The organism is Trueperaceae bacterium (genome assembly GCA_019454765.1).
In the GTDB taxonomy this organism is placed as follows: domain Bacteria; phylum Deinococcota; class Deinococci; order Deinococcales; family Trueperaceae; genus JAAYYF01.
This window is the reverse complement of the sequence record JACFNR010000015.1, coordinates 17,418-37,615: the sequence shown is the minus strand read 5'-3', so window position 1 is coordinate 37,615 and position 20,198 is coordinate 17,418. Positions and strand designations below refer to the sequence as shown.

Genomic DNA, 20,198 nt, shown 5'->3' with positions numbered 1-20,198 from the left:
ATAGTGAGCGGGCGCCCGGTACGGCCGGGCGCCCGCCGCGTCACGCTCAGTGGATCTCGATACCCTTCTCCTCGCGGAACGCCACCATGGCGTCCCAGTCCGTGGTCACCTCCGGTCGCGTGCGCAGGAGCTCGTTCCAGGTGACCGACTCGAACTTCGGGGGCCGCTCGACCATCGTTATGCAGTCGTCGACCGGGCACACCAGGCTGCAGAGGTCGCAGCCGACGCAGTCGTCCTCGCGCACCACCGGCTGGAGGAGCTCGGCGCCCGTGTACGTCTCGGGGTCGACGACCTTGCCGTCCTTGGTGAGGTCGATGCACTGGTGCGCGCCCTCGTCGCAGGCGACGTAGCAGAGGTTGCACTGGATGCACTTGTCCTCGTCGATGAGGGCGACGGTGCGGTAGGAGAGGTCGAAGTCGCCGAAGTCGGAGATGCGGTGCACCGAGGCGCCGCGCAACTCCTCGATGGACGACTTGCCCTTCTCGTCGAGCCAGTTCGAGAGGCCGTCGCACAGCTCGTGGATGATGCGGAAGCCGTAATGCATGACGGCCGTGCAGACCTGCATGCTGGTGGAGCCGAGGAGCAGGAACTCCGCCGCGTCGCGCCACGTCTCGATGCCGCCCATGCCGGAGATGGGGATGCCGGCCGCCTGGAACTTCGGGTCGGACGCTACCTGCGACAGCATGTGCAGCGCGATGGGGCGCGCGGCCGGCCCGGCGTACCCGCCGTGGCCGCCCTTGCCGCCGATGTTGGGGGTCATCTCGAAGGTGTCGAGGTTGACGCCCGTGATGGAGTTGATGGTGTTGATGAGGGAGATGCCGTCGGCGCCGGCGTTGATGGCGGCGTGAGCCGGCGGGATGATGTTGGTGACGTTGGGCGTCAGCTTGACGATGACGGGGATGCTGGCGGCCGAGGTGACCCAGTTCGTGATCATCTCGCAGTACTCGGGCACCTGCCCGACCGCCGCGCCCATGCCGCGCTCGCTCATGCCGTGCGGGCAGCCGTAGTTGAGCTCGATGCCATCGGCCCCGGTGTCCTCGATCTGCTGGACCACCTTCTTCCAGGCCGCCTCGTTGCTGGAGACCATGGCCGACACGATCACGGCGCGGTCGGGCCAGAGCTTCTTGATCTCGCGGATCTCCTTCAGGTTGACCTCGATGGGCCTGTCGGAGATGAGCTCCACGTTGTTGATACCGATGAGCCGGTTCTTGTTGTACTGGAACTGGCCGTAGCGGTTGACGACGTTGAGGACCGGATCGCCGATTGTCTTCCAGACGGCGCCGCCCCAGCCGTACTCGAAGGCCTTGTTGATCTGGTAGGCGGAGTTGGTGGGGGGTGCGGAAGCGAGCCAGAACGGGTTGGGACTGGTGATTCCCGCGAAGTTGGTGGTGAGGTCAGCCATGGATCCTCGCGATGTCGTTCGCCGTGGCGTGAAGGAAACGGCCGCGGGTGGGGTTCGGCTCGACGTCGGCCACTCCCAGCTGCTTGGCGATGGCCCTGGCGACGATCTTGCCGTCCTCGGCGGCCTGTACCGTGATGGCGTGGCCGGTGGCGCGGATGCAGTCGCCCGCCGCGAACACCTTCGGGTTGCTGGTCCTGAGTTCGGCGTCGGTGGTCACGTAACCGTTGCGGTGAGCCACCCCGACCGCGTCGTACAGCGCGACGAGCTTCTCCTGCCCGATGGCCTTGATGACCTGGTCGGCCGGCAGCACGAACTCGGTGCCCGGCACGGGCTGCGGCGAGCGCCGGCCCTTGGCGTCGGGTTCGCCGAGCTTCATGCGCACGCAGCGCACGCCGGTCACGCGCCCCCCCTCGCCCAGGATCTCGACGGGCTGGGTGAGGAAGCGGATGTCGACGCCCTCGTTGCGCACGAAGTCGACCTCGTGATCGTAGGCGCTCATCTCGGCGCGGCTGCGGCGGTAGAGCATCGTGACGCGCTCGGCGCCGAGGCGCTTGGCGATGGTGGCGGCGTCGATGGCCGTGTTGCCCGCGCCCACCACGATCACCTCGTCGCCCACCTCGATGTCGCGCAAGCCATCCAAACCGTCCAGGTAGGCGAGCTTGCTGGCCCGCACCATGGGCAGCGCCTCCACGACGCCGCCGAGTTCCTCGCCCGGTACGCCGAGGTCGGGCACGCGGCCGGTGCCCGCAGCGAACACGACGGCGTCGTAGTCGTTCAAGAGGTGGTCGATGCCGACGTCCTTGCCGACCTCGACTCCCGTGCGGATCTCGACGCCCAGCTTCTCGACGAAGGCGGCCTCGTCGAGCGCCACCTGCGTCGGCTCGCGCAGGGTCACGATGCCGTAGGTGGAGAGGCCTCCGGCGAACTCGTCCTTCTCGAACACGGTCGCCCGGATCCCGCGCCGCGCCAACTCGCCGGCGGCGCTGAGGCCCGCCGGGCCGCCGCCGATGACGGCCACGCGCTTGCCCGTGTCGGGAACGAGGTCGAACGGCTGGATGTCGTTGTCGAAGATGTGGTCGGTGGCGTAGCGCTGCAGCCTGCCGATGGCGATCGGGCGGTGCTCGCGGCCGAGCACGCACGCCCCGACGCAGAGTTCCTCGACCGGGCAGACGCGGCCGCACGAGTGCCCCATCATGTTCGATTCGAGGATGGTGGTGCCCGCGCCCGTCAGGTTGTCGTTGGCGATCTGCCTGATGAAGGTGGGGATGTCGATGCTGGTCGGACAGGCCTTTATGCAGGGCGCGTCGAAGCAGTAGAGGCAGCGGTCGGCCTCGACTCTCGCCTCGTTCTCTGTGTAGCGCGGGTAGGTCTCGGAGAACGAGTCCTGCAACTGCGCCAAGGACAGCTCACTGTGCTCCATGCTCCTCCTGGGACTCCGCTACTACGTAGGGGGTTCGCGGGCGCTGACGGGGCCGACTCTGGGTACGTCGCGCTCGCGGCCACCTCCCTACGGCGACCGCGAGCGTGGGGGCCTGAAGCGGCCTAGCTCAGAACGTGCGGCTCCAGGTCTGGGGCCACCGCTCGATGACGATCTTCGTCTGCGTGTAGAACTCTATACCGTGCGCGCCCTGCGCGTGCAAGTCGCCGAAGAAGCTCTCGCTCCAGCCACTGAACGGGAAGAAGGCCATGGGAGCGGCCACGCCGAGGTTGATGCCGATGTTGCCCGCGACGGCCTGGTGGCGGAACTGCCTCGCGGCGCTGCCGGAGGTCGTGAAGATGGAGGCCTGGTTGCCGTACGCGCGGTCGTTGACCCAGTCGATGGCCTCGTCGAGGCTGGAGGCGTGCATCATCGACAGGACCGGCCCGAAGACCTCGGTCTTGGCGATGCTCGAACCGGGGTTCACGTCGTCGAGCAGCGTGGGGTGCACGAAGTAGCCGTTGCTGAAGCCGTCGATGTCCGCGTCGGCGCCGCCCGTGAGCAGGCGCGCGCCCTCGCTGAGGCCCTTGTCGATCAGGCCGGCGATGCGGGCCTTCGACTCGGCCGAGATGACGGGGCCCATGTCGACGCCCTTCTCGAGGCCGTAACCCACCTTGCGCGCCTGCGCGGCCGCGACCATGCGCTCCGTGAACTCCTTGCGCGCGTCGCCCACCGTGATGGCGACGGACGTGGCGAGGCAGCGCTGGCCGGCGCAGCCGAAGGCCGAGTCGGTCACGATGCGCGTGGCCATCTCCATGTCGGCGTCAGGCAGGATGACGGCCGGGTTCTTGGCGCCGCCCTGGCACTGCGCGCGCTTGCCGTTGGCCGCGGCGCGCGAGTAGATGTACTTGGCCACCGAGGTGGAGCCGACGAACGACACCGCCTTGACGTCCGGGTGATCCAGGATGGCGTCGACCGTCTCCTTGCCGCCGTTGACGAGCCCGACGACACCGGCGGGGAAGCCGGCCTCCTCTAGCAGGCGGAACAGGAGCTGCGTGGTCATCGGCACCTTCTCGCTCGGCTTGAGCAGGAAGCAGTTGCCGGTGGCGACCGCGTACGGCAGGAACCAGAGCGGGATCATGCCGGGGAAGTTGAACGGCGTGATGGCCGCCACCACCCCGAGCGGCTGCCTGATCATGTGCTCGTCGATGCCGTGCGCGATGTCCTCGTTGTTGGTGCCCTGCATCATGTAGGGCGCGCCGCAGGCGACCTCGACGTTCTCGATGCCGCGGGCCATCTCGGCGAACGACTCGCCGTACGTCTTGCCGGCCTCGTTGGTGATGGTGCGCGCCAGCTCGTCCTGGTTGGCGGTCAGCAGCTCACGCAGCTTGAAGAGCGGCTTGATGCGGTCGACCACCGGGGTCTCGCGCCACGCCTTGAAGGCCTGGACGCCGACCTTGACGGCCTCGTCGACCTCGTCCTTGGGGCTGAGGGGCACGCGAGCGATGGTCGCGCCCGTGGCGGGGTTGCGCACGTCCTGCCGCGCGCTGGAGCGTGAGGGCTGCCACTTGCCACCCACGTAGTTGAGGAGGTCTTGAGCCGTTTCGATCATCTTCGAGCCACCATCCCTGCTGGTAGATATGAAGGTGTGCGGCCTGCGCCGCGCCCGGTTTTGGGTAGGCGCATTGTACGCCTACCGCGCGACGGTTGGCAAAGAACGCGTCAGGGAGGGTCCTCGGCCCCGACGCGCGCACCGCCGGTCGGCCCGGCACCGACCCCGCCCCAGCCGCGCGGGTAGACTCGGGCATGGAACAAGACAGGCAGGGGCGAGCCTTCGCCACGCGTGCCGTCCGCGCCGGGCAGCATCACGACCCGCTGACCATGGCGCACGTCACGCCCATCTACCAGACGAGCACGTTCGTGCTCGGCAGCATGGCGCAGGGCGCCGCCCTGTTCGCCGGCGAGTCGGCGGGCAACGTCTACTCGCGCGTCGGCAACCCCACCGTCAGGGCGGTCGAGGAGAAGGTGGCGTCGCTGGAGGGCGCGGAGGACGGGGTGGCGTTCGCGTCGGGCATGGGCGCCATCGCCGCCGTGTTCATGAGCCTGCTGCGCCAGGGCGACGAGGTGCTGCTCCTCGGGCCGCTCTACGGCGGCACGCGCGGCCTGCTGGAGGACCTCCTGCCGCGCTTCGGCGTGACGGCGCGCGCCGTGGCCGACCACGAGCTCGCGGGGGCCGTGGGTCCGCACAGCCGCATGCTCTACGTGGAGACGCCGACCAACCCCGACCTGCGGGTGCACGACCTGGCGCTAGTGGGCCGGGTGGCGCGGGCGCACGGACTGATCAGCGTGTGCGACAACACCTTCGCCACGCCGTACCTGACGCGTCCCCGCGAACACGGCATCGACCTCGTGGTGCACTCGGCGACCAAGTACTTGAGCGGCCACGGCGACCTCCTGGGAGGCGTCGTGGCGGGACCGGTCGAGCTGACCGGACCCATCCGCATGGAGGGGCTGCGTCACCTCGGCGCCACCCTCGACCCGTTCGCGGCGCACCTGCTGCTGCGCGGCATGCGCACCCTGCACCTGCGCATGGCGGCGCACTGCCGCAACGCCAGGGCGGTGGCGCTAGCCCTGCGCGGCCTACCGGGCGTGGCGCGCGTTCACTACCCGGGCCTGGAGGAGCACCCGGGTCACGCCGTGGCGGCGCGGCAGATGAGCGACTTCGGCGGGATGGTGTCGCTCGAGCTGGCCGGCGGGCTGCCCGCGGCGGCGGCCTTCCTCGAGGCGCTGCGCCTCTTCGACCACGCCGTGTCCCTCGGCGACGTGGCGTCGCTTGCCTGCCACCCCGCCTCGACCACCCACCAGCTCCTGCCGCGGGAACTGCTGGCGGCGGAGGGCGTGGTCGACGGGCTCGTGCGGCTGTCGGTGGGCGTCGAGGCGACGGACGACCTGGTCGCCGACGTGGTGCAGGCCGCGGCCGCCGCGGCGCGCGTGGGCGTGCCGGCCTAGGCGCTCTCCGGGTCGGCCGCCAGGGCCGCCTGCCCGGCCAGGCGCGCCGCGGCGGCGCGCTCGTGGAGGTCGTGCTCGAGGGCCGGGCGCTCCTCCTCGTGGGCCCAGCGCGCGGCGCGCGCGAACGCGGCGGCGGCCTCCTCGCCCCGGCCGCCGGCGGCCAACACCTCCGCCATGGCGGTCGCGGCGAGGCGTGCGCCGTAGGGGTAGCCGATGCGCTCCGCCAGCTCGAGCCCCTCGCGCGCCAGCGCCAAGGCCCCGGCCGCCGGCAACCGGCCCGCGTGAGCCTGCTGCGCCATGCTGGCCAAGGTCAACGCCAGCCCGCTGTCGTGCCGCACCGCCACGTAGTTGCGGCGCGCCACCTGCAGGGCCGCGTACGCCTCCTCGTGCCTCCCGCGCGACGCCAGCAGCAACGCCACGTTGCCGCGCGCCTGCGCCTCCCCGAACTCGTCGCCCAGCGAGGCGCGCATGCGCGCCGAGGCGTCGAAGTAACCCACCTGCTCGTCGAAGTCACCGTCCATGACGATCCCGGCCGTGTTAAGCACCATGCCGAAGGTGGCGTTCGGTCCACCCGGCGCGAGCAGCGCGAGCGCGTCGGCCACGCACTCCCTGGCCGCGTCGACCTCGCCGCGCTGCCAATGGAAGAGCCCGCGCGCCTCCCTCACCCACGCCAGGAGCTCCGCGTCCACCGCACCGGCGAGCGCCTCGTCGACCTGCCGGAAGACGGCGAGCCCGCGACGCGACCTGCCCCGCACGTCGTAGTAGCCGCGCAGCAGCCGCACGAGCGGCCACACCCCGGCGACGTCCCGTCGCTTCGCCAGCCAGGTCAGCGCGCTCTCGAGGTTGGCGCGCTCCGCGTCGACCCGCTTGAACCCCCGCTCCGTCCGCTCGCGCCCGGGGAGCTCGCCCAGGCGCCGCGCCAGTCCGGAGTAGGTGCGCGCCACCCGCCCCTCCGCGGCCTCCACGTCCGCGAGCGCGGCTCGGAAACGCTCGGCGATGGCGGAGTGGACCGAGTAACGCTCCCCGTCGCGGCGCAGCAGGGAGCGCTCGAGCAGAGCCAGCAGGAAGAACGCCGAGGCGCCGCTGGCCTCGCGGCCGTCCTCGGCGGTGAAGCCGCCGGGGATGAGGGCGAGCGTCCCGAGGGCCGCCTGCTCCTCCTCGCTCATGAGCCGCCGCGCCACGTCGATGAAGCGCGTGGTGAGTGGCTGCATGCCCGGCACCGCCACGAGCGATCCCGGTTGCTCGTCCAGCCTCGCCAGCAGCTCTGGGCCGCTCAGGATCCGCGTCCAGGCGGCCGCGAGCTCCAGCGCGAGCGGCTCGCGGCCGACGCGCAGGAGCACCTCGTCGAGGAGGCGCTCGTCTGGTTCGTCTTGAACGCCGACGCGGCGCATCCCGTGGCGGAACAGTTCGCGCGCCGCGACATGCGTCAGGGCGGGCACGGCCAGCACGACCTCCCCCGGCAGGCGCAACGGCATGCGCGAGGTGACCAACAGGCTCAGACCGGGGGCGCGCGCCAGCAGGCGCGGCAGGCCGCCGGCCCACTCGGCGACCGCGTCGGCGTTGTCCAGAACCAGCCGCAGCTCCCGCGTGCCCAGGCGCGCCGCCAGGTCCTCGGCGTCCTCGACGCCCTCGAGTCCGGCCGCCTCGGCGAGGGCGCCGGGCAGCGCCCCGGCGCCGCCGACGCTTCTCAGATCCACCCAGTGGGTGCCGTCGGCCGCGCCGCCCGCCGGGTCGTGGGCCAGCTCCAGCGCGAGCTGCGCGGCCAGCCGGGACTTGCCCGCGCCGCCGGCGCCCACCAGGGTGACGAGGCGGTGCTCGCGCGCGGTGGCGCCGGCGCTCCTGAGCCACGGCGCCCGGCCGACGAGCGGCGTCTCCCACGCGGGCAGCGTGACGCGGGGGGCGGCGCGACCTCCGGACTCCCCCGCCTCGCCTTCCGCCGCGAGCCGCGCCGCCTCGCGCGCCACGGCGCTCGGCTCGGCGCTCCACACGCCGCCACGCCGCACGAGCGCCCCGCTCGCCACGAGCCGCCCGACGAGGCGCGCCACCCGGCCGGGCAGCCCCTCCCCCGCCGCCGTCAACGCCGCCACGAGCGGCCCGTCGAGCGGCCCTCCCAGCGCCGCGCCGAGCCACGCGCCGACCTCGGCGGGCGCAAGCGGCGTCAGCTGGAGCCGCTCATCGGGAGCGAAGGCGCCGTGAGCGCCGGGGGCCACGACCTCCACCAGCTTCGCGCCGCCGGCGCCGAGCCGGGCCTCCACCAGCCTCACGCTGCCCAGGTCGAGCGACGGCCCGGCCGTGACGAGGAGCACCAGGCCGCGCGCCTCCGCGTCGTTGGCCATCAGCCCGGCGAGGTCGCGCTCCACGCCCTCGTGGTGCGCCACACCGGCGTAGGCGGAGTCGAGCGCCCAGAGGTGGAGTCCGCTGCGGGACGCCCGCCCATCCAGGCGCCTGACCGCCCGGCCCGCCTGCCGAGCCCTGACGGCCAGCTCGTCGAGGAAGCGCGTCACGCCCGCCCCGGCGGGGGCGTCCACCCGGAGCACCGCGAGCCCCGGCGTCGCCAGGAAGGCGCTGAAGGCGGCGAGCTGCGGGTCCCGCCCCTGCAGGCGCGATCCGCTCAGCGGGTCGGCGGGCGGCGCGGCCTCCCCGTCGTCGGCGAGCACGGCGTTGCGGCCCGTGCGCTTGGCCCGGCGCGCGCGGTCGTCGGCGCGCGTGAACAGGTCGCGCCCGTCCCTTTCGTCCGTGGCGGCCACGCCCACGCTCACGCCGACGGACACCCACACCGCCGCCTGCACCGGGTCTGCCGTAACGTGCTGGTGAACGCGGCGCAGTATCGCCTCCGCGCCCGCGCGGTCGGTGTCGGGCAGGAGGATCACGAACTCGTCGCCGCCGTACCGGAACAGCCGGTCGCCGCTTCGGAGGGCGCCGAGCGCGCGCGCCGCCACGGCACGGAGGGCGGCGTCGCCGGTGGCGTGACCGTAGACGTCGTTGAGGGACTTCAGGTTGTCGACGTCCATGACGGCGAGTGCGTGGTGCTCGCCGGCGGCGTCGCGCCGGGCGGCGAACTCGGCCAGCGCCGGCGCCAACTCCGATCGGGCGGCGGCGCCGGTCAGGTCGTCCAGCACGCGGGAAACCGTCACGCGGCCAGTCTACTCGCCCCCTGTCACGGCGCCGTCACGCGGCGCCCACCGCCGGCCAGGGGTGGGCGCCGCGCCGTCTTCAGGCGGGCTTCTCCTCGTCGTCCTTGACGACGCGCTCGACGGTGATGGTCAGGTTGGCCACCATGGCCGCGATGGCGCCGAGGGCCGCCCACACGGGCAGCAGCACCGTGCCGATCACCCCGAGCGTCAAGGGGATCTCGATGAGGGTCTTGCCGTCGTCGTTCTTCACGGCGATGCGGCGCACGTTCCCCTCGTGGACGAGCTCCTTGACCTTGGCTACCACGGCCTCCCCGGAGACGCGGAACTCCTCCGTGGTGGTCCTTCCGCCCCTGCTGGTCTGCGCACCGGCGGCGGCGCCCGTGGCGGCGCCAGTGGCGGCGCCAGTGGCGGCCGCGCCCTCCCGTTCGTTCCTCGTTTCACCCTCGGTGTCGTTCATGGCGACCTCCTTATGCCCCCAAGTTAGTCGGCCGCGGACCGGGCCCGCATCCGCCCTTAGGATGACGCCGCCCCCCGCCGGTGGGACCGGCCGCCCCGCGCGGCGCGGGAGGTGGCAAGATTGGGCATGAGCGTGACGGGCCGATGATCTACTTCCTCGTCAGGTTGCTCGTCTACACGACGGCGGCCGCGGTGGTGCTGAACGTCGTGCCCGGCCTCCTGGCGCACGGCTCCGATGCGCCGGCGGCGCTGCTGCCGCCCGTGCTCGCCTACGTTGTGGTCGGGCTCGTGTTCGGGGCGCTCCACTCCTTCGTGCGCCCCGTGATGCTCTTCTTCAGCGGCCGGCTCTACATCTGGTCGTTGGGCCTGGTGGCGATGGTCATCGACGTGCTCATCTTCCTGGGCCTCAGCTACCTCGGTCAGGAGGGGTGGGCCGACCCGGCGCGGCGCCTCGTCACGGCCGCCCTCGGGGCCGTGCTCATGGGCGTGCTGGTGGCCGCGTTCGACGCGGTCGTCGGGTTCGATAGCCCGCGGCTGCCCGGCGACGAGCGCTCGACGCCGGCCTACTGGCGCTGGCTGGAGCGGCTCCCGGGCGGCGAGCGCAACCGCCTGGCGGAGAGCTTGCGCACCGTCCAACTGATCGCCATGCTGCGCTCCTACCTGGTCGACATCGCCGTGGGTTACACCTTCCTGGCGCCGGTGCGCAACTTCATGAAGCGCCTCCTCTACCGCGTGCGGCCGAGGTTGAGCGAGGAGGACCCCGCCGTCAAGCTCCGCCTGATGCTGCAGGAGCTGGGTCCCACCTTCGTGAAGTTCGGGCAGTTGGTGGCGAGCCGCAGCGAGGTCTTGCCGCCCACCTGGCGCCAGGAGCTGGAGCAACTGCAGGACCACGTCAGGCCGTTCACCTTCCTCGAGGCGGCGGCGCAGGTGCAGCGCGAGCTGAAGCGCCCGCTCGCCGTCGCCTTCGCGACCTTCGAGGAGACGCCCCTGGCGGCCGCCTCGATGGGCCAGGTCCACGCCGCTACGCTGCCCGACGGCACGAGGGTGGTCGTGAAGGTCCAACGGCCGAACATCGAGTTGCTTGTGCGCGCCGACCTCAACGTCCTGCGCGACCTCATCGCCACGCTCGAGGCGCGCCTACGCGTGGTGCGGCGCCTCGGCCTGTCGCCCCTCTTCGACGAGTTCGCCGACATGGTCGTGGCCGAGCTCGACTTCGACAACGAGGCGTACCAGGCGGAGCAGCTCAAGCACAACATGCGGGAGTTCCCGTTCGTGCACGTGCCGGCCGTCTACCCAGGCTGGTCGGGCCGCCGCGTCCTGACGCTCGAGCGCGTGACGGGCGTGAAGATCACGGACGTGGCGGCGCTCGGCCTGAGCGAGCGCGGGCGCAGGGCCCTTGCCCTGAAGTTCTTCCGGGCGCTACTGGAGCAGGTGGTGCTGGACGGCTTCTTCCACGCCGATCTGCACGGCGGCAACGTCTGGTACGACCGGGAGCGGCGTCAGATCGTCTTCCTCGACATGGGGCAGGTTGGTCAACTGACGCGCGCCGACCGGGTGCGCCTCGCCCAGCTGATCTGGGCGCTGCACGACCGCGCCCCGGGCGCGACGGCGCAGCAGCTGCTGGCCCTCTGCCAGCCGCACCCCGGCGTGGACCGGGCCGCCCTCGAGCGCGACGTGAGGCGTCTCCTCAACCACCACCTCGTGCTGCACGCCGCCGACCCGGACGTCGGCGCGCTGCTGGCGGAGCTGATGACCCTGCTCGTGCGCAACGGCCTCAAGCTGCGTCGCTCGTTCACGCTGGCGTTCAAGTCGATCGGTCAGGGCGAGGCGATCATGCGCACACTGATGGGCTCCGAGGGGGCCGACGAGGTGGTCGACATCGCCTTCCACACCTTGCGCGAGCTGCTGGTCAAGCGCCTCGACCCCACCCGGTTGGTGCCGGAGGTGGCGGCGCCGTTCGCGCGGGAACTGGCGGGGCGGGCGCCGAACGTGGTGGGCGCCGCCCTCGGGCTCCTGGAGGCGTTCGAGGGGGGCCGCACGGCGCTGCAGGTCGACGCGAGTTCCCTGTCGCAGCGGCTCGAGTCGGTCGAGCGCGGCTTCGAGCGCGGCTTCAGGCGCATGGTGCTCAGCATCTCGCTCGTGGGGTTGATGCTGGCCTCGGCGCTCGTGCTGGCGGCGCCCCTGGCCGACATCACCGCCCCGGCGGAGCGCATCATCATCCGGGTGGCGGCCGTGGTGGGGGTGAGCGTCAGTTCGGTGTCGACCGTGCTCGTGCTGGCCGGCGTGGTACTGCCGCGACGCCGCGAGGGCCAGGACTGAGGGCGCGCCGCGCCCGCCCCGTCCTCAGGCCGACGGCACCCGTTCCGCCAAGGTGATCAGCACCACGGCGAGCGCGTCCGAGTCGTTGCGCGGGCTCACCTGGTGCTCGCCCGGGAAGGAGATGAGCTCTCGCTCCTTGACGGGGTTCGGGACCCCTTCGAGGTAGACGGTGGCCTGACCCACGAGCCCGAGGATGCTGACGGTGGCGCCCGGGTGGTCGTGCACCGGCATGCCCTGTCCGGGGGCCATGGTGAGGAGTACCTGCGTGAGGCCCGGCTCCCTGACGAGGAAGCTCTTCCCCGCGCTCGTCGGCTCGGGCCGCATGGCGGCCGTGAGGTCGTGTCGCTTGGCGTTCATCGGTGTCAGCATCCCACCCCCGCGCGCGTCCCGCCTTGACCCAGGTCTGCCGCCCGCGCGGGCGGCGTCCTCGTTATGCTGCGCCACGTGAGCAGGTCCGCGTGAGTTGGGTCGACGGTCTCGTCTGGGTCGGCACGCTCACCTTCGCCGCCTCGGGGGCGTTGGTCGCGGTGCACCGGCGCTTCGACATCATCGGGGTGTTGGTGCTGGCGACCGTCACCGCCATCGGCGGCGGCTCCATCCGCGACGTCATGGTGGGCGCCCTGCCGCCGGCCGCGCTCTCCAACGAGGCGCTCCTCTGGGGCGTGGCCGCCACGGCGATCGTCGTGTTCTTCGTCCACCGGCGCGTGAGGGAGGACAGCCGGCTCCTCTACGCCCTCGACACCTTCGGCCTCGCGCTGTTCGCCGCCCTGGGGGCGGAGCGGGGCATGGCCTACGGCATGGGTCCGTGGGGCACCGTCTTCGCCGGGGCGGTGTCGGGGGTGGGGGGCGGGGTGTTGCGCGACGTGCTCGTGGGGCAGGTCCCCGGCATCTTCTACCGCTTCGGCGACTTCTACGCCTCGGCGGCGGCCCTCGGCGCCCTGGCCTACTACCTGGTGTTCGCCGTCGACCCGCGCCTCGCGCTCGTGGTGGCCGTGATCGTGACGCTGGTCGTGCGAGTCGGGAGCCGCGCGCTCAAGCTGCGCCTGCCGGTGCCGCGCTCGGGCGGGGGCGAGCCGCCGCCGGGATCGCCCCGGCGGTAACGGGGCCGGTCCGCGCCGCGGCCCCAACGTTCCGGCGCCGCCCGTGGCGTGCGTCGCCCTTCACGCGAGCCACCACGCCACCCCGAAGGCCACCGCTCCGACGAGGGTGCTGACCGCCACGTCGCGGCGCCACCGGAAGGCGGCGGCGGTGGCCGCCAGGCCGGCCAGGGCCGCGAGGGCGTCGCGCGGCGCGCCTCCGCCGAGCCCGCCCGCCAGGGTCACCGGCAGGTAGGGAGCGAGCGACGCGGCCAGGAGCGCCGCGACCGCCGCCACCCCGACGCTGCCGAGGAACGCGCCTAGGTAGCGACCCAGGGGCCCGCGCGCGGCGCCCCACCGCTCGCCGCCGCGCAGGCGGGCCGGCAGGTACCTGAAGAGGTAGGTGCCGAGCCCCACGCTCACGCAGACGATCACGAAGGTGGCGGTCACTCGGCCCCTCCCTCCTGCGGGCCGGCGCCGCCGACCGCGCCGGCCAGGCCGCCTGCCAGCATCCCCACGAGGAGGCCCGTGCTGGGCGTGGTCAACGCGGCGCCGACGCCGAAACCGACCACGGCCGCCGCCACGGCCGGGAGGTGACGCCGCTCGAACATGGCGAGGAGCAGCGACACGAACAGCGCCGGCATAAGGAAACCGAGGGCGGCGTCGACGGCGGGCCAGCGCTCGAACGCGCCGCCGCCCAGCACGGCGCCGACGACCGTGCCGGACGTCCACGCCAGGTAGGCCCCCAGGCCGATGCCCGCCTGCCAGCCCTCGCGCCAGGCGAGCGAACCCGCGGCCACGCGGCCGATGGCGCTGGCGAAGACCTCGTCGCTGAGGCCCCAGGCCCACAGCCACGCCCACCTGGTCCGGGGCGCGGCGCCGGCGCGGCGCTTCACCTGTTCGAGGAGCGCCGGGGCGTAGAGGAGGTGGCGAGCGTTCATCGCCAGCAGCGACAGGACCGCCAGCAGGGGCGCCGCGCCGCCGGCCAGGAGGGCGAGGGCGAGGAACTGGCTGGCGCCCGCGAAGATGATTACCGACATGAACGTGGCCTCGGCCAGGCTGAAGCCCGCCTTCGCCGCGGCCACCCCGAACGAGACCGCCACGGGGAAGTAGGCCAGCGCGATGGGCAGGCTGGCGACGAGGCCGTCGCCTACGCGCGGTCGCTCTGCGGGCGTGCTCATGGCCGCCAAGCCTAGCCCGAACGGGCAGGTCGCCGCCACGGACGGGCCCGCACGACCGGGCTTACGCGACCGACCCTCTGGGGCTCGGACGCGCGACCGCGGCCACCACCCCGCGAACAGGGGCCGCGGCCTGCCTCATGTACCATCTGCGGGTGCTGCGGCGCTTCTTCTCCCATTACGCACCCTACCGGGGCCTCTTCGCGCTCGATTTCACTAGCGCCGTCGTGTCGGGGGTCCTGGAGCTGGCGTTCCCGCTCGCCGTGCAGGTCTTCATCGACAGGCTCCTCCCCACCGGCCACTGGGCGTCGATCGCGATGGCCGCGGTGGCCCTCGCCCTCGTCTACCTGCTGAACACGGGCCTCATGGCGACCGTCACCTACTGGGGCCACATGCTCGGCATCAACATCGAGACCGACATGCGGCGCAACGCCTTCGACCACCTTCAGAAGTTGTCGTTCGGCTACTACGACGAGCAGAAGACCGGTCACCTCGTGGCGCGCCTGACCAAGGACCTCGAGGAGATCGGCGAGGTGGCGCACCACGGCCCGGAGGACCTGTTCATCGCGGTCATGACGCTGCTGGGCGCGTTCGTCCTGATGTTCACGGTCAACGTCCCGCTGGCCCTCATCACCCTGGCCGTCGTGCCGTTCACGGGCTGGTTCACCGTGCGTTACGGCGGGCGCATGACGCAGAACTGGCGCGCCATCTACGACCGCGTGGGCGCCTTCAACGGCCGCATCGAGGAGAACGTGGGCGGCATGCGCGTGGTGCAGGCGTTCGCCAACGAGGATCACGAGCGCGAGCTGTTCGCGCGCGACAACCAGGCGTACCGCACCACCAAGCTGGAGGCGTACCGCATCATGGCGGCCACCAACGCCTTCTCCTACCTCAGCATGCGCTTCACCCAACTGATCGTCATGGTGGCGGGCAGCTACTTCGTGATCACGGGCGGCCTGAGCAACGGCGGCTTCGTGGCGTTCATCCTCCTCGTGGGCGTCTTCTTCAGGCCCCTCGAGAAGATCAACGCCGTTATCGAGACGTACCCGAAGGGCATCGCCGGCTTCAGGCGCTACACGGAGCTGATCGACACGAGGCCCGACATCGCCGACCGGCCGGGGGCGGTGGAGGTGAGCAACCTGCGGGGCGACATCGCCTTCGAGGGCGTGAGCTTCGGTTACGAGCGCAGCCGCGAGGTGTTGCGGAACGTGGACCTGCGCGTCGCGGCCGGCGAGACGGTGGCGTTCGTGGGCCCGTCGGGGGCGGGCAAGACGACCATCTGCTCGCTCCTGCCGCGCTTCTACGAGCCGAGCCGCGGCCGCATCACCATCGACGGGATGGACGTGCGCGACATGACGCTGGCGAGCCTCAGGCGCCAGATCGGGATCGTGCAGCAGGACGTCTTCCTCTTCGCCGGCACGATCAGGGACAACATCGCCTACGGCAGGATAGGCGCGACGGAAGCGGAGATCCTCGAGGCGGCGCGCCGCGCGCGCCTCGACCGGCTCGTCGAGGAGCTCCCGAACGGGCTCGACACCGTCATCGGCGAGCGCGGGGTGAAGCTGTCCGGCGGGCAGAAGCAGCGCCTCGCCATCGCGCGCATATTCCTCAAGAACCCGCCCATCCTCATCCTCGACGAGGCCACCTCGGCCCTCGACACCCAGACGGAGCGAGCCATCCAGCAGTCGCTAACGGAGCTGGCGGAGGGGCGCACCACGCTGGTGATCGCGCACCGCCTGGCGACTGTGAAGGACGCCAACAGGATCGTGGTCGTCGACGAGGACGGCATCGAGGAGCAGGGCACCCACGAGGAGCTGCTGGCGCGGCCGGGCACCTACCGCCTGCTGCACCGCGCGCAGAGCGTGTGAGGGTGGCAGGCCGTCCGCTGCCAGCGGTGACCTGACTTGGAGCAGGCGGCCTCAGCTGGGCGGCGCGTAAGCCTCGGCGAGTCGCCTGACGCGCGCGCGGGCGACCGTCAGGCGCGGGTCGCCGGCGAGCAGCGCGGCGGCGGCGGCCTCCCAACACTCCAGGTCGTCGCCGAGGCGCTGCGCCAGGTCGAAGAGCGCGTCCGGGTCGCCCGCACCGAGGGCCGCCTGGCGCAGCTCCTCCTCCAGGTCGAGGCGTTCCTCCACGACGCCGGGCGCCTCGCTCTGCGGCAGCAGCTGGCTGCGGTAGAGGGCCACGGCCTGGCGCACCTCTCCCTTGGCGAGGTGGGCGCGCAGCTCGAGCAGGTCGCAGTCGAACGGCACCTCGAAGCGGTAGGGGGCGTCGCTCACGGGGAGGAGCTTGCGCAGCCTCGTGAGCATGGCCCGCATGCCGCTCTTGGTCAGGGGCGCTTGGCCGTCCGGCACCAGGTAGACGTTGAGCGCGTCGAGCTCTATGCCGTCCGGGTGGTGCGCCAGCGCCGTCGCCACCTCGGCCAGGCGCTGCGGGAGGGCGTGGGCGTGACCGCGGAAGCGCGCCGTCGGGTCGCCGAGGAGGGTGAGGCGCAGGCCCGCCGGCGGGGCGACCACGACGCCCCACACGCCTCGGAACGTCTCCTCCGGACCGCTGGCCACGCGGAGGCCGGCCTTGCTGGCGCCCGCCACGAGCGCCGCGACGTCGTCGGGTAGGACCGCGCCGTCACCGGCGGCAACGAGGTAGTGGAGGGCGGCGGCGAGGCGGTGCTCCGCCGACAGGTCGCGCGCCAGCGCCACGTCGAGCAGCCGCTCGGCGGCGCCGCCCTTCCCCTCGACGGCGTCGACCATGCCGGCGGCGAGCTGCGCCATGCGCCACTCGAACCCCCGCCCCTCGTCCGCCAACGCGACGACGTCGTCGGCCACGCGGCGCGCCTCGCCGCGCCTGCCCAGCTCGAGCAGGACGCGCACCAGGAACTGGCCGTGCACCGCCCGCGAGCGCCTCGTGCTCGTGTGGTAGTTCGCGAGGGCGAGCTCGAGGGCCGCTTCCGGCGCGCCCTCGACCAGTTCGAGGCCGGCCAACGTCCCGCGCAGCAGCACGGCCAGCTGCGGGAGGTTCCCTTCGGCTATCGCCTGGGCGCTCTCGAGGCTGCCGCGCACCCCGACCAGGTCGCCGCTCATGATGCTGGCCATGGCGAGGTCGTTGACGACCTGCAGGCGCCTGGCGCCGTCCCTCACGTCGCCGCGATCGAAGACGTCGAGCGTCCAGCGCGCCCAGCGCGCGGCCTGCTCGTAGTCGCCGACCCGGAAGAGCTGCGCCACGAGCATGCCGGCGTTGCGAACCAGGTCGAACGGCCCGCCGACGTCGTCGGCCAACTGCACCGCCTCCCTGAGCGTCTGCAGCGCCACCTCCGGATCGGGGTGGAGGCGTCCGTACTGCCACAGCGTGAGCGGCGTGCGGCGCGCGGCCAACGCCTGCTCGGCCAGCGCGAACCCCTTCTCCGGCGGCAGCGCGCCGGCGCGGCGCGCCCGCAACTCCGGCGCGAGGTGGACGGCCAGGTAGGCGTCCACGTCCGGCAGGACCGTCGTGACGTCGCCGGCGGCGAAGCCCGCCACGAGGCGCCACTCGAGCACCCGCTCGCCGTGCGCGTGCTCCTCCGGGAGGGCGGAGAGGAGCAGGTGGAGGCGCTTGAGCAGGCCCTCCTCCTGGTAGCGCGGACCGGCCTGCTTGAGGAGGTCGTCGACCAGTTCGGGCGCCTTGAGTGTCGCCAGCTCGAGCGCCGCGACCAGTTCTCCCTCGCGCCGCAGCGCCTGGACCGCCACGGCCACGTCGACCAGTTGCGCCTCCTCGGCGTCCACCAGCGCCCCGCTCGGGCCGGGCACGCTCAGGGCCGGGATCCCGGCCACGCGGTTGGCGCGCCTCAACAGGTCCGTGAAGCGGCCGTCGGCTGCGCGCCAGAGGGCCTCCAGGCCGTCGGCGGGCACGGCGCGCGGCAGCAACAGCTCGGCCTCGTCGCGGGGGAGGCGCAGCTCGGCGGGGCCGAGCAGGGTCGCCGCCCCGCCCCGCGCCCACGCGGGGGGCGCCTCCGCGCCCCGCAGGTCGAGCAGGACGCCGAAGCCGTGGCGGTGGAGGTCGAGGAGGTCGGCGAGGAGCGGCTCGCTCGTCAGCTCGGTGGTCAGCGCGAGCCAGAGGGGCCGCAGGTCGGCGCCGTGGTGGCGCAACGAGGCGAGCTGAGCCTGGTACGGCAGCGCCGAGCCCAGCAGGCGGGTGCCGATGGCGCCGTCGACGGCGCGGGCCAGCGCGTTGCCCTGCGCGACGGCGTCACCGCGGGCGTCGGCGCCGACCTCGAACCAGGCCAGGGGCGTCCTGGCGCGCATCGCCTCGATCAGGAACGGGACGCCGTACGGCTCGCCACCGGTCACGACCACCGGCAGATCCGACCCCGTTATGACTCCGAGGAGCCGCTCGAGCCACATCGCCTAAGGATAGCCGCCCGAGGCTCGGCCGGCCGGGCGCGGCCGAGTGACCGTGCGTGCGTAGCGTGGGGTGCCCGGCCGTGGCGCGTGCGAGTGCGACGCAGCGGGGCCTGGCGCGCCCGCACATAGCGCGCCCGTACCTGGCGCGCCAGTTACGGGCGCGCCAGGTACGGGCGTCGGGCTCGGGCGCCGCCTAGGCGCCGCTCAGGCCGTGGGGCGCGCCACCGGCGCCCTGACGCCGCCGCGCAGCATCTCGCCGGGGACGTGGGCGGCGCGGGCGGCATCGAGCTGCACCTCGGCGGCGGCTCGCAGGACGCTCGCCTGCCTGAGCAGGACCTTGTCGCCCACGAACGTGAACTGGGTGGTGGCCTTCAGTTGACGCAGGGCTTCTTCTCTGTCCAATGCGACTCTGTCCAAAGCGACTCTATCCATAGCGACTCAGCCTTCTTCCGGTTCGGACCTCGGCCCGGAGATGCCCCGAGGCTAGTCGACGCGTCGCTTCAGCGCCGCTTCGGGCGGAGGCGGCCTCGATGAAGCGCCTTTGAAGCGCCCCGCGAACTACCTTCATGTCAACACGCCACCGGAGGTAATCCCCCATGCGCAACCTCAAGAAGATCGCCACCGCCCTGCTCGTCACCCTCGCCATCAGCGGCCTCGCCGTCGGTAGCCTCGCCGCTTTCGCGCCCGCGGCCACGGTCATCGCCGGTGGCAGCAACCTGCCCGGCGAGTGGGACGTCGGCTGAGGTCGACCGCCCCCACCGCTGCCTAGCGTAGGCAGCGCGGCGGCTGCCCCCTACCGCGGGTCGCCCCTGCTCCAACCAGAAAGACTCCATCCCCCCGAATGCAGTCGCCACTAGAAGACCTCACGTTCATGTTCCAACCGATCGTCCGGCTGGCCGCTGGCCACGCCCACTGGTCGGAAGCACTGATCCGGTGGCGGTTGCCCGACGGCACCATCCGCGGGCCGCTCGACATCCTGCCTCACTGGCTCGCGCCCGCCAGGATCGACACCTTCACGCGTTTCACCCTGCTGAAGGGCGCCAAGGTGCTCGCCGCGCACCCCGAGGTCCGCTTGTCCGTCAACCTGACTCCCGCTCAACTCCAGCTCCCGGGCACCTTGCTGGCGCTCGAGGGCATGTTGCCCAGCGTCACCGAGCGCCTCTACATCGAGGTCGTAGAGGGCGCGGCGCCGGAGTCGTCGACGCTGTCACGTCAGCTTCGGCTGTTGCGGGAGCTGTGCGGCGGCATCTACCTCGACGACGTCACGCGAGAGGACCTCGGCCACCGCGCCCGCCTCGACGCGCCCGTGGACGGCGTCAAGGTGGACCGCAGCGTGGTGCAGGCCGCGCTTCACGGTCGCGGCGAGGAGCGCGCCGCCGCGCGCGACTTCGTGCTCGGCGCGAGCGCGCGCTACGCGGTGGTTGTCGCCGAGGGGGTGGAGGACGCGTCCGCATGCGAGGAGTTGAAGGCACTTGGCGCGAGCCACGTGCAAGGCTTCGGGATCGGTAAGCCCGCGGCCGAGCTGCGGACGACGGAGGCCGGGCTGGCGCCCGGCAGGGCGGCAGGCGGGATGCTGGCGCTCGGCGCCGCTGGAGCGAACGCCGAGAAGAGCGCCCGGCCGTCGAGCTGAGGCGGCACGGAGAGGCTGGAGGGCGCGCCAACGGGAGCGCCCAACACCACCTCGCCGGGGTCAAAGAGGGAGCGCGGGGGCGCTGGAGGGGCCGGGGGCCCAAGGAGCGTAGGGAGGGGCCGCAGGCGGGGCGAACGCCGCCTGCGGCCCCTCTCCTTGCCCCTTCCCGCTAGGCGTTCCTTCATAGCGGGGGGCACGCAGAGC

16 protein-coding genes are annotated in these 20,198 nt (G+C 72.6%); 6 read left to right on the top strand and 10 right to left on the bottom strand.

Translation table 11 applies throughout. The annotated features are described in order from the left end of the window. Positions 1–46 precede the first annotated feature (46 nt). The 3 genes from preA to H3C53_06285 all read right to left on the bottom strand — a co-directional run bounded on the left by preA (position 47) and on the right by H3C53_06285 (position 4,431). Entirely contained in the window at positions 47–1,402 is a 1,356-nt protein-coding gene (preA, locus tag H3C53_06295; protein ID MBW7916281.1) for an NAD-dependent dihydropyrimidine dehydrogenase subunit PreA, read from the bottom strand. Then, entirely contained in the window at positions 1,395–2,822 is a 1,428-nt protein-coding gene (locus H3C53_06290; protein MBW7916280.1) for an NAD(P)-dependent oxidoreductase, read from the bottom strand. The genes preA and H3C53_06290 overlap by 8 nt, the downstream gene beginning before the upstream one ends. Before the next feature lie 127 nt (positions 2,823–2,949). Beyond that, on the bottom strand, positions 2,950–4,431 hold the full coding sequence (locus H3C53_06285) for a CoA-acylating methylmalonate-semialdehyde dehydrogenase (protein ID MBW7916279.1): 1,482 nt from the start codon (positions 4,429–4,431) through the stop codon (positions 2,950–2,952). A 194-nt stretch (positions 4,432–4,625) separates the two neighbouring features. Between H3C53_06285 and H3C53_06280 the strand changes: the two genes are divergently transcribed. Further along, positions 4,626–5,828, top strand: coding sequence for a PLP-dependent transferase (locus tag H3C53_06280; protein ID MBW7916278.1), 1,203 nt, complete (start codon positions 4,626–4,628; stop codon positions 5,826–5,828). On the opposite strand, the gene H3C53_06275 is transcribed toward H3C53_06280, so the two are convergent. Next, positions 5,825–8,962, bottom strand: coding sequence for a diguanylate cyclase (locus H3C53_06275; GenBank protein ID MBW7916277.1), 3,138 nt, complete (start codon positions 8,960–8,962; stop codon positions 5,825–5,827). The two genes, H3C53_06280 and H3C53_06275, sit on opposite strands and share 4 nt — an antisense overlap. A gap of 79 nt (positions 8,963–9,041) precedes the next feature. Beyond that, the gene (locus H3C53_06270) at positions 9,042–9,419 is read right to left on the bottom strand and encodes a DUF4342 domain-containing protein (GenBank protein ID MBW7916276.1); all 378 of its coding nucleotides are present in this window, start codon (positions 9,417–9,419) and stop codon (positions 9,042–9,044) included. Between the two features lie 143 nt (positions 9,420–9,562). Here H3C53_06270 and H3C53_06265 point away from each other — a divergent pair, with 143 nt between their 5' ends. After that, positions 9,563–11,737: a phage holin family protein gene (locus H3C53_06265; GenBank protein ID MBW7916275.1), complete on the top strand. Its 2,175-nt coding sequence runs from the start codon at positions 9,563–9,565 to the stop codon at positions 11,735–11,737. Positions 11,738–11,761: 24 nt separating this feature from the next. Here the strand turns inward: H3C53_06265 and H3C53_06260 are convergent, their stop codons facing one another. Further along, complete coding sequence (locus H3C53_06260) at positions 11,762–12,094, bottom strand: cupin domain-containing protein (GenBank protein ID MBW7916274.1); 333 nt, start codon at positions 12,092–12,094, stop codon at positions 11,762–11,764. Between the two features lie 101 nt (positions 12,095–12,195). Here H3C53_06260 and H3C53_06255 point away from each other — a divergent pair, with 101 nt between their 5' ends. Next, positions 12,196–12,837, top strand: coding sequence for a TRIC cation channel family protein (locus H3C53_06255; protein ID MBW7916273.1), 642 nt, complete (start codon positions 12,196–12,198; stop codon positions 12,835–12,837). Between the two features lie 60 nt (positions 12,838–12,897). Here the strand turns inward: H3C53_06255 and H3C53_06250 are convergent, their stop codons facing one another. Then, positions 12,898–13,263 (bottom strand): AzlD domain-containing protein, encoded by a 366-nt coding sequence (locus H3C53_06250; protein ID MBW7916272.1) that lies wholly within the window; start codon positions 13,261–13,263, stop codon positions 12,898–12,900. After that, a complete protein-coding gene (locus H3C53_06245) occupies positions 13,260–13,994 on the bottom strand; it encodes an AzlC family ABC transporter permease (GenBank protein ID MBW7916271.1) in 735 nt (244 codons plus the stop codon). Before H3C53_06245 ends, H3C53_06250 begins: the two co-directional genes overlap by 4 nt. Positions 13,995–14,146: 152 nt before the next feature. Between H3C53_06245 and H3C53_06240 the strand changes: the two genes are divergently transcribed. After that, positions 14,147–15,859, top strand: coding sequence for an ABC transporter ATP-binding protein (locus H3C53_06240; GenBank protein MBW7916270.1), 1,713 nt, complete (start codon positions 14,147–14,149; stop codon positions 15,857–15,859). A 51-nt stretch (positions 15,860–15,910) separates the two neighbouring features. Here H3C53_06240 and H3C53_06235 read toward each other — a convergent pair whose 3' ends face one another. Next, a complete protein-coding gene (locus H3C53_06235; protein ID MBW7916269.1) occupies positions 15,911–18,364 on the bottom strand; it encodes a hypothetical protein in 2,454 nt (817 codons plus the stop codon). Between the two features lie 204 nt (positions 18,365–18,568). Beyond that, positions 18,569–18,766, bottom strand: coding sequence for a hypothetical protein (locus H3C53_06230; protein MBW7916268.1), 198 nt, complete (start codon positions 18,764–18,766; stop codon positions 18,569–18,571). A gap of 194 nt (positions 18,767–18,960) precedes the next feature. On the opposite strand from H3C53_06230, the gene H3C53_06225 reads away from it, so the two are divergent. Further along, entirely contained in the window at positions 18,961–19,107 is a 147-nt protein-coding gene (locus H3C53_06225; GenBank protein ID MBW7916267.1) for a hypothetical protein, read from the top strand. A gap of 128 nt (positions 19,108–19,235) precedes the next feature. Continuing rightward, a complete protein-coding gene (locus H3C53_06220) occupies positions 19,236–19,994 on the top strand; it encodes an EAL domain-containing protein (GenBank protein MBW7916266.1) in 759 nt (252 codons plus the stop codon). The last annotated feature ends 204 nt before the right edge of the window (positions 19,995–20,198 follow it).